General features: G+C 43.3%; 10 protein-coding genes and 2 pseudogenes. 6 read left to right on the forward strand and 6 right to left on the reverse strand.

What is annotated here, in order from left to right; all coding sequences use genetic code 11:
• Positions 1-14 precede the first annotated feature (14 nt).
• Genes tatC through MUN53_RS02705 form a run of 3 tightly spaced genes read left to right on the forward strand, consistent with a single transcriptional unit; the run spans position 15 to position 4,378 of the window.
• Positions 15-815, forward strand: a complete 801-nt coding sequence (gene tatC / locus MUN53_RS02695) for a twin-arginine translocase subunit TatC (RefSeq protein WP_243323306.1) — start codon at positions 15-17, stop codon at positions 813-815.
• Positions 796-3,114 (forward strand): hybrid sensor histidine kinase/response regulator, encoded by a 2,319-nt coding sequence (locus MUN53_RS02700; RefSeq protein WP_243323309.1) that lies wholly within the window; start codon positions 796-798, stop codon positions 3,112-3,114. Before tatC ends, MUN53_RS02700 begins: the two co-directional genes overlap by 20 nt.
• Complete coding sequence (locus MUN53_RS02705) at positions 3,095-4,378, forward strand: sigma-54-dependent transcriptional regulator (protein ID WP_243323310.1); 1,284 nt, start codon at positions 3,095-3,097, stop codon at positions 4,376-4,378. The genes MUN53_RS02700 and MUN53_RS02705 overlap by 20 nt, the downstream gene beginning before the upstream one ends.
• A 3-nt stretch (positions 4,379-4,381) precedes the next feature.
• Here the strand turns inward: MUN53_RS02705 and MUN53_RS02710 are convergent, their stop codons facing one another.
• From MUN53_RS02710 to mobA, 6 genes and pseudogenes are all read right to left on the reverse strand, one after another.
• Positions 4,382-4,795, reverse strand: a complete 414-nt coding sequence (locus tag MUN53_RS02710) for a hypothetical protein (RefSeq protein ID WP_243323312.1) — start codon at positions 4,793-4,795, stop codon at positions 4,382-4,384.
• A 293-nt stretch (positions 4,796-5,088) separates the two neighbouring features.
• Positions 5,089-6,207: pseudogene (locus MUN53_RS02715) on the reverse strand (TraM recognition domain-containing protein); the annotation flags it as partial.
• 121 nt (positions 6,208-6,328) lie between these two features.
• Complete coding sequence (ltrA, locus tag MUN53_RS02720) at positions 6,329-7,981, reverse strand: group II intron reverse transcriptase/maturase (protein ID WP_005647985.1); 1,653 nt, start codon at positions 7,979-7,981, stop codon at positions 6,329-6,331.
• A gap of 640 nt (positions 7,982-8,621) precedes the next feature.
• A pseudogene (locus tag MUN53_RS02725) lies at positions 8,622-9,542 on the reverse strand (YWFCY domain-containing protein); the annotation flags it as partial.
• 36 nt (positions 9,543-9,578) lie between these two features.
• On the reverse strand, positions 9,579-10,832 hold the full coding sequence (gene mobB, locus MUN53_RS02730) for a conjugal transfer protein MobB (RefSeq protein ID WP_008766671.1): 1,254 nt from the start codon (positions 10,830-10,832) through the stop codon (positions 9,579-9,581).
• Positions 10,822-11,289 carry a conjugal transfer protein MobA gene (mobA, locus tag MUN53_RS02735; RefSeq protein WP_032560424.1) on the reverse strand — a complete coding sequence of 156 codons (468 nt, stop codon included), beginning with the start codon at positions 11,287-11,289 and terminating at the stop codon, positions 10,822-10,824. Before mobA ends, mobB begins: the two co-directional genes overlap by 11 nt.
• A gap of 641 nt (positions 11,290-11,930) precedes the next feature.
• On the opposite strand from mobA, the gene MUN53_RS02740 reads away from it, so the two are divergent.
• From MUN53_RS02740 to MUN53_RS02750, 3 genes are read left to right on the forward strand one after another with little or no spacing between them, the layout of a single operon-like run.
• Complete coding sequence (locus MUN53_RS02740; RefSeq protein ID WP_008766669.1) at positions 11,931-12,695, forward strand: ParA family protein; 765 nt, start codon at positions 11,931-11,933, stop codon at positions 12,693-12,695.
• Positions 12,692-13,147 (forward strand): DUF3408 domain-containing protein, encoded by a 456-nt coding sequence (locus MUN53_RS02745; protein ID WP_008766668.1) that lies wholly within the window; start codon positions 12,692-12,694, stop codon positions 13,145-13,147. The genes MUN53_RS02740 and MUN53_RS02745 overlap by 4 nt, the downstream gene beginning before the upstream one ends.
• A gap of 2 nt (positions 13,148-13,149) precedes the next feature.
• Entirely contained in the window at positions 13,150-13,605 is a 456-nt protein-coding gene (locus MUN53_RS02750; RefSeq protein WP_008766667.1) for a DUF3408 domain-containing protein, read from the forward strand.

The following is a 13,605-nucleotide window of genomic DNA, read 5'->3' on the forward strand; positions in this document are numbered from 1 at the left end:
AATGAGGAGAGACCATGCAGAAAACCGACATGACATTTTGGGAGCATCTGGATGTATTAAGAAATTCTTTGATTAAGATAGTATTAGCTGTTGTTATTTGTGGTTTAGTTGCTTTCTTTTTCAAAGATACGATGTTTGATGTCATTCTTGCTGCCAAGGACACAACTTTTGTTACCTATCGTTGGTTCAATGAAATATGCAGATTAATGCATCTTCAGACTATGGATCAGTTTTCTATAAAGCTGATAAATACAGGTCTTGCGGAACAGTTTATAATTCATATGAAAACCTCAGTCTGTGCAGGTTTCCTTTTGGCCTCTCCTTACGTCGTTTATCAACTTTTCCGGTTCATTTCTCCAGCATTGTATGACCGGGAACGGAAATATTCATTGGGAATAATAACCGGTGGATATATTATGTTTATCATAGGTGTCCTGTTCGGTTATTTTCTCATATTTCCATTGACCTTGCGCTTTTTGGGAACTTATCAGGTCAGTAGTGAAGTAGAAAACATGATTTCTATACAGTCTTATATTGGTACTTTTATGATGATGAATTTATTGATAGGAATAGTGTTTGAACTACCGGTACTATGTTGGCTTTTGGGTCGTTTGGGCTTGTTGGATTCTACTATTATGCGCCGTTTCCGCAAACATGCAATAGTGGCTATTCTTATTATTGCTGCCATTATAACACCCACATCAGATATATTCACACTTATGCTGGTTGCATTGCCAATTTGGTTGTTGTATGAAATAAGCATTTATGTTGTAAAGGATAAATCATATCACTCGAATGAGCAGTTTGTTACGTAAAAAAATATTTCTGTGTTATATTATCATAACAGCTATAGTTCTATTTCTGACTGTTGTTATGGTCAACGAGCGTTTCCGCTTTCGAAGGTTTGAGGGCGTTATAAATGAAACGAATTATGCCCGTGAAAATATTCATAAAGCTCATTTGTATATTACCAGGTTGGCAACTTTAGGCGAATCGGTTATTGCATGGGATGAATCAGATTATAACAGATACCATTATCAGCGTCTTAAAACAGACAGTATTCTGCTTGAACTAAAATCCGGGTGTGGAAATTTCTTACGTCCTATTCAGATAGACTCTTTACGGGTGCTGCTTGAGACGAAAGAGACACACCTGTTCAGGATAATGAAAGCAGTCCAATCCTGGGTGGAGTCTGACAGTCTTCTTGCTAATGAATTACCTGCATTAGCCACCCAAACGGTCAGGATTAAGACAATAACACAGAAAAAGAAAGGAATTGCCGGATTATTTGGGAAAAAAGAAACGGTACAAGTTCCATATATTACAAATGAAATACAGGACTTTAATAAAAGATTGACTTCTGCTAGAGATTTGCGAAACAATCAGATGGAAATTTATGTGGACAGCTTACGTTTACAGAATAGACTATTAAACCATAAGTTATATGATTTTGTTTCTTCTCTTGATAACCAAATACAGCAATCATTTACAGAACAATATCAGGAAATAACGGAGACAAGATGGAAATCTTTCCGACTGTTTGCTATAGTGATAAGTATTGTTATCGTTCTGTTTGTTATTTCTTTTTTCATTATACTATCTGATTTACGTAAGGAAGAAAAGATAAAAGTTAAACTACAGCAATCTGTTCAGGAAAATGAGGATTTGCTTGAAATGCGCAAAAGAATAATTCTGACTGTTTCTCACGATATACGTGGTCCTCTCGGTAATATTCATAACTGTGCTGATTTGGCTTCCCAAACACGGGAGAAAAAGAAACGTGAACCATATTTGGAGGATATACGTCATTCCTGTCATCATATCCTGCATTTGGTTAATGACCTGATGGATGCCTATCGGATCAATGAAGCCGGTGATTTGCGTAACGATACGCCATTTTATCTTGACCGTTTCCTGCAACGCATCTCAGACGAGTTTTCCCGCAAGGCTGTTGCAAAGGCCTTATATCTTCAATCTGAACATCAAAATTCATCTTTTGTTGTAAAGGGTGATGCTGATAAACTGGAGCAGGTGCTTGCCAATTTACTGACCAATGCTATCAAGTTTACTCCATCAGGAACCATAAGTTTTTATTCAAAATATTTGGAAGGAAAACTGCACATTGAAATCAGAGATACCGGTATCGGAATGGATGAGGAAACGCAGAAAAGAATATTTGCTCCGTTTGAACGTGCTGCACAGAATGTAAATTCGGAAGGTTTCGGCTTGGGCCTTTTTCTGACAAAGGGACTGGTCAAAGTCCTGAATGGTATTATAACTGTGGAAAGCGCACCGGGAAAGGGAAGCATTTTCAGGCTTGAGATTCCTTTACCTGAAACGGATGAACTTGTGGAAGAGGACAAGCCTGATAGTGATTCAATAACTATTTTACCGAAGAATGTGCTTGTTGTGGATGATGATCCTATATTGTTAAAAATAGCGGAGGACATGCTTGGACGTAAGGGAGTTTCCTGCACAACCTGTATGAATTTTCAGGAAGTCGTGGCTGCTCTTGGGAAATCGGATTATGATATTGTGTTGACAGATCTACAAATGCCAGATACCGACGGGTTCGCTCTGTTAAGATTACTCCGAAATTCAGATATTGGAAATTCAAAAACGATTCCGATAGCAGTCATGACAGCCCGTGGTGACAGCAATACAGATATTTATGAAAAAGAAGGGTTCGTAGGTTGTATTCATAAGCCGTTCAATATACATGCATTGCTGACTTTTTTATCATCCGTTATGTCTCAAGCAAAAGTATCAGATGCCGGTGAATTTGATTTTTCCCGTTTATTGGAAGGTACGGATGATAATATGCATATGTTATCTTTGGTTGTCGATGAATCCAGAAAGGAACTTGAGGACCTGGAATCAGCCTTGAAAGATGATAACCGTGAAGTTATGAGAAAAACAATCCATCGAATGATACCTGTATGGGAAATGCTAGGAAAGGAATACTTGTTGCGTGATTTTCAAGAACGGTTACATGATATGGACAGTAGTGATGAATTTATTTGTGAACATGCAATTCAGATTATAGAGTGGGTAAAGAAATTGATAGAAGAAACAGAAAAAGAATTAAGGAAATATGAGAATACTGATTGTTGAGGACAATATGATACTCTGTGGCTTGATTGAAAAATGGCTGCAGAAGGCTGGTTATGATGTATTGACGGCTATAGATGAACCTGGCGCACGTAGTATCCTGAAGAAAAACGAAATCAGTCTGGTATTGGGAGACGTGCGCCTGCCGGAAGGTGACGGTATCAGCCTTCTGGAATGGATGATACGTTCTAAGATGGAAGTTCCATTTATTGTCATGACAGATTATGCCTGTATTACGGATGCAGTCCGTGCTATCAAACTCGGTGCTAAGGATTATTTGCAAAAGCCTGTTCATCAAGAGCAACTGATAGAATTAGTACATAGTATACTTAAACAGCCTGTTATTGTACGTAAAGAGCGTTCTTTTGTTGAACGTACCAGTGAAGCTGCCAGAAAAGCCGCTTCACTGGCTCGTCGTGTGGCACCTTCAGAACTTTCAGTCCTGATACTTGGTCCGAGCGGAAGCGGTAAGGAAGTGATAGCCCAGATGATACATCGTTATAGTGACAGACGTGAGAAGCCTTTTGTTGCCGTCAATTGTGGAAGCATACCTAACGATTTGCAGGCTTCTGAATTTTTCGGTGCAGTCAAAGGAGCTTTTACAGGAGCTGTTGCTGATAGGAAAGGACATTTTGAGACGGCCAACGGAGGAACCTTATTCCTGGATGAAGTCGGTAATATGCCGTATTCCATGCAGATTCTTCTTCTGCGTGTCCTTCAGGAAAAGGAGTTTAATCCGGTAGGAAGTGATAAAGTGAAACATACGGATGTACGTATTATTTCTGCTACCAATGAGGATATGAAAAAAGCGGTGGAGGAAGGTCGCTTTCGTGAGGATTTGTATTATCGCCTTGCAGAACTCGAAATTGTTCAACCGCCATTAAAAGATTGCAAAGACGATATTCTTCCGCTTGCCGAATACTTCAGAAAAGAACATTCCGGTAGAATTCATGTCAAAAATGAGGGATTTACGGAAGGAGCCAAAACATGTATGTTGAATTATGACTGGCCGGGTAATGTGCGGGAATTGAACGCAAAGATCAAACGTGCGGTAATTGTTGCGGATAATGCATTATTGGATGTTTGTGACTTGGGACTGGACAATGTAGATTGTAGTGACAATCCGGATATTCGTATCATTCAGGAAAAGGAAAGGATACGAAATCTGCTTGATAAAAATCATGGTAATGTCAGCAAGACAGCAGCGGAACTCGGTTGCAGTCGTACAGCCCTGTATAAGAAAATGAAGAAACTTGGTCTGAAGTAATCTTTATTCTTTAAGGCGGTATACCAGTCTGCATACATTGTTTCGGAATGTTTTGGACTCACGTAAAGTCCATTGTCCGAATTGAATCTTTCCGGTTATGCTTTTCCCATTTTTGTATGATATTGGAAGCAGGTAAATGACCAGTTCATCTGCGAGTCGGAAGAGAAATACTCCACCGGCATATTCGGCACTTTTTTCGTCCTGTACTTTCATAAAGAAGGTACAGTTATTGTCTCGTCTCTCTTTTGCATCCATCAAGTCAAGCATACCGTAATGCGGATACATGTTGAATGTAGCCCGCTCTTCCCAATAAGGGAAGCCGTTCCGGTCTGTCCTGAGCCATTCCATCAGTATCTCATTTTTGTCCGGCAGGAAACCGTCCAATGTGACGGGCATAATAATCTGAACTTTTGCCATACCTCTGCTATTAAAAATAAAAGCATGAAACCCATGCTGTTTTTAAACTGAGGCTCTGGCAAGCCCAAAACGAAAAACATGCATGGGCTCACGCTATAGGGTACAGCATAAGCCTCACGCAATAATCTTCGTTTTTGAAATTTTGCCAGATTTCAGTTTAAGACACTTGCGACTTATGTATATAATCGACGGAAAACATCCCGTAATCCGCCGTTATGTTCTATTTCAAGTTCAAAGATAAGGAATGTTCCCTGAAAATCAAACTGATTCAGGATTTATTTGTCATTCTGTATCTATTCAGCTTTTCTTTTCTCCTCTTCTGCATTTTCTATTCCCAGCCGTTCACATAGTTCCGGGTCGTTCTTTATACGTTCCATCTCATCGTTAATGATAGCCTGGGCATCCGCCTTTATCTGGTCATAATTACGCTGTATCTGCTGGAGCATGATGTCATTCCCTTCACTGTCCTTGAACGTGTTGATAACCGGGATTTTTTTATAAGCCTTTTCTTCCGCACTTACTTTGGCATGGTCCACGATAATTTCCGCATGGAAAATCTTTTGGTCGATTTTCTCACCGAAATTGTCCGACACGGAACCGACAAACGTACCCTGTGAAAGATTGGAAATCTTGGATGCAGGAATCAGGGAGTCCAGCTGGGTATTGATTGATGTGGAAACATCCTGACGGTTGATGGATATGGACTGCCGTTTTTGTAGAATCTTACCGAAGCGTTCGGAAAGTGTCTTGGCCGTTTCACCGACCACCTGTCCACTGAATATGTTGCCGACTGTATTTTGAATCACCTTGCTCTCCTTTTCACCGTAGTCACGATTAAGCTGGCTGAAGTCCTGAAATCCCAAACAGACCGCCACCTTGTTGGAACGTGCCGTTGCAATCAGGTTGTCCAGTCCTCGGAAATAGATGGTTGGAAGCTCATCTATAATGACCGTGCTTTTAAGTTGCCCTTTCTTGTTTATCAGTTTGACGATTCTGGAATTATACAGTCCGAGCGCAGCGGAATAGATGTTCTGGCGGTCCGGATTATTGCCCACACAAAGGATTTTAGGCTCTTTCGGATTATTGATATCCAGAGAAAAATCATTGCCTGTCATGACCCAGTACAGCTGTGGAGAAATCATTCTGGTAAGCGGAATTTTCGCGGAAGCTATCTGGCCTTGCAACTGATCCTGTGCCCCACCTTTCCATGCATCCATGAAAGGGGAGAGGTAATTCTCTAACTCAGGATAGGATGTCAGGATGGTAAACAAATCAGAGTAAGGTTTATTCAGCAGTTCCACGGCATGAGGAAAACTGCAATAGATACCGTTTTTGTATATTTTCAAATACCAGATTATAGCTGCCAGCAGGATAATCGGAGACTCTACAAAGAAGTCACCCTGTTTTTCAATATCGGGTAAGTCAAGGGCATTGCTGCCCCCTTCTCCCCTAAGAACCGTACGTGAGAGTTTCCCCTCATACGGCTCAAGCAACTCAATATTTCTATTTGTTGTTAGAAATCGGCTCATACTTTCAACATTTTCGTTTATTTCGCTTGTAGCAGTTGTTGTGGACAAGTTGCCGTACAATCGAACCACCAACAGATATTTCGTTGACGTTCCATGCTTTTGTACAGTCTATTTCCTTGCCACATAACGGACAAATCCGGTTCTGCTTGTTCCATAAATATAAGAGAGACTTACGTCCTTTGAGAGATTCCAGCATTTGTTGCTCCTTACGCTGAGAGAAATAATCATCGTATTCCGGGTCAAAAGGATTTGCCTCTCCCTTGACTTGCTTGTACGGAGTATAATGTATATCCGACAATCTTTTAAGGGTCAGGTAGTTCACTTTCATACTTTTCGTTTCATATTTCCACGCAAACGTCCATTTGCGTCCCCGAATTTCATGCCAATACCTGTCTGCGACCCAAGACTTGCGTTTCTTAGGGTGACGACGTAAGGCCCATTTCTTCGTGAGATTATAAATGTGGTAGTCGCAACCATGAAAAGCATCGGTCGATGCACCATATCGGTAATAGTTACCCCATCCTGTGATTACAGGATTGAGCATTCGTATCAGCGATTCCTGCTTACACATCTTATGTCCTTTGACTATGTCACTGATTTTTGCCCTAAAGCGTTTCTGTGCGTCTTTGGACGGAGATGTGTATAGCTTTTTGCCGAACTTCCTTACATTGAAACCCAAGAAATCAAATCCGTCATATATGTTCGTAATAGTAGTTTTCTCTTCGGATAAGGTAAGACCTCTTTCTTTGAGAAATTCTATCACTATTGGTTTGACTTCGTTTTCCAATAGTTCCTTATCTCGGCCTGTGATTATAAAGTCGTCAGCATAGCGAATAAGATTTACCTTGTAATGGAATGTCTTGTTGTTACGCCATAGTCTTTTGAATCTTTTAGCCAAGAGCGGCTGAAGCCCGTCAAGTACCATGTTTGCAAGTGTCGGTGATATGATACCTCCTTGTGGCGTACCCTCTTCTGTCGGGAATAGTTTTCCGTTGAACACAGCTCCACATTTCAACCATTTTCTGAGTATTGTCTTATCCATAGGGATATTCTCAATGAGCCAGTCGTGGCTGATGTGGTCGAAACAGCCTTTTATATCTCCCTCCAAAATCCATTCGGGAGAATGTTGGCGGTTTAAAACCGTATCAATCTGACGGATTGCGTCCATTGTCCTGCGCTTCTTTCGGAAGCCGTAGGAGAAACGGTCGCCTGTCGTTTCGGCTATCGGTTCCAATGCCATGAGATATAAAGCCTGCATCGCCCTGTCTTTCATGGTCGGTATTCCCAACGGTCGGAGTTTACCGTTCTTTTTCTTGATGTGAACCCTACGGAGTGGCTGCGGATTGTAGCCACGGCGTTTCAGTTCACTGATTGCTTTGTACTTGCGCTTGGGAGAGTCCCAAAGCTGTTTATCTACTCCAGACGTTTTCTTCCCTTTGTTGGAAGTAACCCTCTTTACAGCCAATGCCTTGGCGTAAAAAGAGTGAGTGAGCATCCATTGCAAGGCTTTCACCTTGTTATGTCTGCCTTCTTTCTGAGCCTTTACAATACGCGCTTGAAGCTTTCGGACATAGGCTTCGCACTTGGACCAGTTCATACCGTCCCAAGTCAGATTCCTGTTGTCAGCAGGCGCACACGATGTCTTAGTTTCGTTCATTTGCTTTCCTCCTTTTGAAAGTTCTAAAAGTTATCTTGTAAAGAGTTACCATATACGGAAGTCTGCCCACTTTCGTGTCGGATGATGTTATCCACAATCAGCCCGTGATGTCGATTCAATCCGTATCCTCCCCATTACAGGGAGGCGTTCGCTTTCTCCGTTATCTCATACCTGCACCCCTTTCGGCTTGCCTTGCGGTTCGCTTACTCGCGTTGTTACGAGAGAGATACAGGCTTGCCCTGTTCCACGTAATTGACAAAAGGATAGTTTAGGTTCTGTCAAGTCCACCGGCAGTGCCATGTCCGTGTAACCCCAACATGGGCAGGGGTTATCCGACTGCTTACCTTTTGGTGAGAGCTAAAGTATCTTCCGCTCCTTCAAACCTCACGATGGCTAAAGACAGTTCACTTATGTTAACCATGCTATCCAGCCTCGCCACTCGGCAGTATGATACTAACCGCCCTTGACGTTCCCTCACGGTTCAGTCTTGTCCTTTCGGAGAGTGTACTTTGTCCTATAAGCTTGGCACAACCCATCACTGGAGATGCACCTTATAGTAGGCTACCGCTGACGGAACAGCGGGTTAAATCATGCAACTAATATCACTGTTTAACAATCAATTACGCGACTTTACAGGTCACACCCAGGTCTTGTTCAAATTGAGCATAATCGTGTAGGCAGATTCGTAGGCATCCGAGATGTCCGCCATGAATTTCGGGTTGATGGGATTGCACCTGTGCGAACGTCGCGGATCATCGAAATTGATGACATAAAATTCCGGCTTCACTTTGTAATTCTGAGTGTGTTTAAGTAGATGGTTATAAGCAATTTCGGACAAATCTGGAAACTTATAATCGTAAATATACATGGCGAAGGATTTTTCAATCTGCTGTTTTATGTAGTTGTTTACCACTGCGTAGCTCTTACCCGAGCCGGGAGTTCCAAGCACGATGGACGCACGAAAAACATTTACAACATTAATCCATCCGTTCCATTCCCTGCCTTGATAGACGAACTTTGTCGGCAGGTTGACGGAATACTCGTTCTCCATGAGCCGTGTCTCCTGCATGAAACTCTCGTTGGCGGTATTGAATACATCTTCCATGAGGTTGTGTTTCAGCATCCGGCTTATCCACACGCCGGACATCAACAACAGGATATACCCGGCTGTAAGTGTTGCCGTGTACAAGGTGGCATTGACCATCGGACTGAACGGCAGGTCGAGCATCCACCAGTTCATGAAAAACAGCACCAATCCGGCAAGGAAAGAGGCATATATTTTCTGCCATGTCATCTTCTGATTCTTTACGCCTTTTGTTCCCAAACACGAGAGGGCAAGGAATATGACGGCAAATACTTTTGTGATGAGCAGGTTGCTGAAAAGCCCCGCTGTCCTCTGGAAATTCAGGAGTATCCTGTCGACTACCCCGATATTGATACCCATATCCACGAATGAACGGTAGCAGTACCAATAGACGTGGATGACAATAAACACGATGGATATGGCACGCATGAACTCCATGACCTTGGCCAGTCCCCTCAAATCATCTTCTTGTTGCATAATGAATATAGTTTTAATGGTTTATAAAATCTGTAATCAGGATATTCCGCGGGAACGGCGTTTCTTTTTCTTCTTGCGTTGCAGCCTGCGGGCAAGCGCCTCTTCCTGCGGGTCGGGACCGTTGGCGTCAATGCCGAAGATTCCGAAAGCCTGTTCGATGGAGCTTTCCATTTCGGAGGAGAAAACGCCTTGCCGATTAAGAGCAGGCATTGGCATATCCAAGTCAGGCATATTGGTCGGACTGTTAAACAGCCGCTCAAAAGCGTTTGCCGAAAACTCTTTTCCAAGTCGGGAACCGTTATATACCTCACGGTTCTTATGGTCGATGAAAGTTGCGCCATAGATACGTCCTTCATCATTTTCACGGAATACCACATCAATACCTTTCCCGGCGAGCAAACGGGTGAACTCCTCCTTGTTTCCACGGCATCCGTGCATGGCAAGCGCCACTTCGTTCCGTATCTTCGGTTGCCATTTCTTGTTCTTGTATTCACGGGCGTTGTACCCGATACGCTTTTCCAATCCCTCGTAGCCGTAGCGTTTTTCGATAAGAGAAGATTTGACGGGCGTACATATCGGCTTGCCACTATCATCGGTCATCGTATAGACAATTCCATTATAGGGTGTTCCTTCAAATTCGCCTTTTACTTGTTTCGCCTCGATATTGAAACAGGAGAGCAAGGCGCTGTACTCGCCGAAAGACTGGAAACGATAAGTGGAGAATACACTCTTGACGATATTGGAAACCTGCCGCTTCACATCACCATTTTGGTAGTCAGCCTTTTTCAGATACGGCTCCAATAGTTCCTTGCGCTTGTCATCCACCTGTTTCAACCCGAATTTCTTTTCCAGTTCCCGGCAGGCTTTCATCGAGCGGTTCCACTCGTAGGCGTCGTCTATCTTTTCACCTTTTTCGTTCACGCAGGTGGAAACGATATGGATATGCCTCCGGTCTATGTCCTCGTGCATATATACAATGTAAGGCTGGTTGCCATAGCCCATTCGCTGCATATACTCCCTGGCCAGTTCCGTGAATTGCAAATCCGTGAGCCGGTCGTCCAAAGAAGGGTTCAACGATATATGCAGGACTGGCTTTTCTGTATTCTTGTTGGCAAGCAGGTAGTTGTCAAACGCCCACAGGGTCTGTTGCATGACACGCTCCGTGTTCCCCGACACATTGGCAATCATGCGGTTCCCGTAAATGATGCGGGCTGTATTGTCGTTCACTTTCTGCTGGTTGTAGATGATTGCACCGTAGAGCGAAGCACCTCTGTTGATTTTAGCCACCATTTTCCTCCTCCTTCCGTTGTTTTATCAGATAGTTTTCTTCAAACTCACGGGTCAGCATGATAATCCGCTTGCTCAGCAACACTAAGTCTATTGTTGCTTTTTCCAGATTACGGAGCAGGACGAAAGCCCGTTTCTCCCCGAAATTTGTCTTTACGGCTTTCACCGTCTGGTTGTAGTTGTTGCCGATACTCTGGAATTGGTGGTAGAAATTGGTCAGGCGGATATAATAATCCATCGTCGCCTTGTCTATTCTCACCACCTTGATTTCCTTGCCGAAAATCATTGTCTTGATAAACTTGGAGCGTTCTTTCAATCCTGATTTTTGGAATTGAATATCAAAACGTCCGTTCTCTTCCGAGTTCAACCGTACCACATAACGATGCACGGCAGGGTCGGATTTTGGTTTCCTGCCTGCGCTTTTTCTTGAGTTTTTCTTCTTGTTTTCTTCCATACGCATTGATATTTTCAGTTTCTAATCTTCCGGCCCCGGATTCACGACTTTGGAGTGAATCCTCCCCGAGCCGTCAGGCGAGTGGCAAGTTGTTTTGAGTGCCCGAATTTATTTCGGGTGCCTCAAAACACAACTTGCTATGTTCGCTTGAACATGAATTTTCCTTCCGTCAAATTGTGTTTGACCCTCCGGCCTCATTCTTCGGCTTCGGGAAAGCCCCGCAGCGGTGTCCGTTCCGTTGTCGGTGCAAAGTTACGGCGGTATATACTACTGTAAAATAGTGAGTTATATGTAACGTGATGACAAACGATGACACAGGTCGTCACCTCCCTTGAAACATGGTGCCGGTATGAAAAAATACCCTTTTATTTGCAGCGTGAACGGATGAAACCGCACTTCCGATAATGGTATAATGGTCATATTGTTTGATGCTTCCGTTATCGGTCCGGATAGTGGAAGCAATGTCGGATATGACAGTTATCGGAATGTCATGACCAACAGACCGACCATTAACGGAAAGATGCTATAACGGATAAGTTACCGGTCGGAATAACGGATGAAGCATATCGTGGTCGGTTGGAAGGAAGCGTTCACGGATTGACGGATGAAACAGATATATATTCAATAACCCATTAAAAGAAAAGATTATGAGCAAAGAGCCTTTATTCGTTGCAGTCAGCAACCAAAAGGGAGGGGTCGGGAAATCGGCCTTGACGGTAGTGCTTTCCAGCTACCTCCATTTCGAGAAAAACCTGAACGTGGCAATCATTGATTGTGATTCTCCACAGCACAGCCTCGTGCGCATGAGAGAACGGGATAAAAAAGCCATTGCCAACAGTGCCTATTTTCAACAATTGTTACAGCAGCAATGGAATCGCGTACCAAAGAAAGCTTATCCGATTGTCGGGTCTACTTCGGAAAAGGCAAGGGAAGCCGCGGACGAGCTTGCCGCAAGCGGTGACTATGATCTGATTTTTGTGGATTTGCCCGGAACAGTGGAATCCACGGGGGTGTTCCGCACCATCGTCAATATGGATTATGTCCTGACTCCCACCACTCCCGATCTTATCATCATGCAGAGCACGCTCGCTTTTTCCACGACGGTTCTTGATTATGTCAAGAACACGAAAGATGTGCCGCTCAAGGATATTCTCTTCTTCTGGAACAAGTTGAAAAAACGTACCAACGTGGAAATTTACAAATCCTATGCAGAGGTCATGAGGGAACTGCATCTGACTGTCCTTGACACCAAACTTCCCGATTTATGCCGTTACGAGAAGGAAATCACACATGCAAAACGTGATTTTTTCCGCTGCACCCTGCTGCCTCCGCCTCCCAAGCAATTGGAAGGAAGCGGTCTGAAGGAACTGGCGGAGGAGCTTATTGTCAAACTTAAATTGGAACACGCATGACAAAGAAAAAGGTGGAAGTGAATGAGGATATCCTCAAGAATATCATTGTCGGGGATATTCCTGTATTCGGCAGGGCGCAACCCATGAACGAGAATACGGAACAACCCGGACAGGAATCCGTACCCGTCAAAAATACGGGACCGGCTCCAGCTACGGAACCGGTTGAGATACAGTCTGAGAAAACGTCCCCTGTAAAACCTCGAAAAAAGAAAGATGAAGCGGGTAGCTATAGAGACAAGTATCTGGTAAACATTCCGGCATCTAACCGTTCCCATGTCTATATAAATCGCGAGGTGGCCGAATGTATCAAGCGCATCCTTCCGGTCATTGCCCCGGACATGAGCATATCGGGGTATATAAGCAATATCCTCGTTGACCATATCCAGCAGCATTGGGAGGAAATCAGCGAATTGTATAACAAAGAATATTACAAACCATTAAAACCATTTTAGTCATGACACAGATTATCTTTCACATTGCGGCCATTGCCTGCATCGTTTACACATTTTGCCGTTTCGGATTGTTCATTCACAAAAGAATGCGCAAGAACAAAAACATCGGAAAGCACGTCCACGTTCCTCCGCCCGAAACTTCCGGCAAAGCGGAACCGGATACCTGGGAAGACACCGCTTGTACATCTGCCTTAAAGGATGTCATCAACACGTCTTCAATTCAAATCGTTGAAGATCCATCGTATCGAACGACATATCTGGTAAATCACCCTATAGGTAATCGAATCCAGGTTTACATAAACAGGGACAGCTATGCCTACATCAAACGTTTTTTGGCAGTTGTCGCTCCGGAGACATCCATGTCAGGATATGTAAGCACAATCATTGATGAGCATCTGACAAAATATGAGGATGAGATGTCTGAATTATACACGGAAGCCATAAATAAACCCCTGTAG

This window comes from Parabacteroides faecalis (genome assembly GCF_022809355.1).
GTDB classification, from domain to species: domain Bacteria; phylum Bacteroidota; class Bacteroidia; order Bacteroidales; family Tannerellaceae; genus Parabacteroides; species Parabacteroides faecalis.

What these genes read in the sequence shown, in the direction of transcription:
- mobB (WP_008766671.1), bottom strand. Translation starts at nt 10,832, where the DNA reads ATGGTGGCTAAAATCAACAGAGGTGCTTCGCTCTACGGTGCAATCATC.
- MUN53_RS02750 (WP_008766667.1), top strand. Translation starts at nt 13,150, where the DNA reads ATGACACAGATTATCTTTCACATTGCGGCCATTGCCTGCATCGTTTAC.
- MUN53_RS02740 (WP_008766669.1), top strand. Translation starts at nt 11,931, where the DNA reads ATGAGCAAAGAGCCTTTATTCGTTGCAGTCAGCAACCAAAAGGGAGGG.
- MUN53_RS02700 (WP_243323309.1), top strand. Translation starts at nt 796, where the DNA reads ATGAGCAGTTTGTTACGTAAAAAAATATTTCTGTGTTATATTATCATA.
- mobA (WP_032560424.1), bottom strand. Translation starts at nt 11,289, where the DNA reads ATGCGTATGGAAGAAAACAAGAAGAAAAACTCAAGAAAAAGCGCAGGC.
- MUN53_RS02705 (WP_243323310.1), top strand. Translation starts at nt 3,095, where the DNA reads ATGAGAATACTGATTGTTGAGGACAATATGATACTCTGTGGCTTGATT.
- MUN53_RS02745 (WP_008766668.1), top strand. Translation starts at nt 12,692, where the DNA reads ATGACAAAGAAAAAGGTGGAAGTGAATGAGGATATCCTCAAGAATATC.
- tatC (WP_243323306.1), top strand. Translation starts at nt 15, where the DNA reads ATGCAGAAAACCGACATGACATTTTGGGAGCATCTGGATGTATTAAGA.
- MUN53_RS02710 (WP_243323312.1), bottom strand. Translation starts at nt 4,795, where the DNA reads ATGGCAAAAGTTCAGATTATTATGCCCGTCACATTGGACGGTTTCCTG.
- ltrA (WP_005647985.1), bottom strand. Translation starts at nt 7,981, where the DNA reads ATGAACGAAACTAAGACATCGTGTGCGCCTGCTGACAACAGGAATCTG.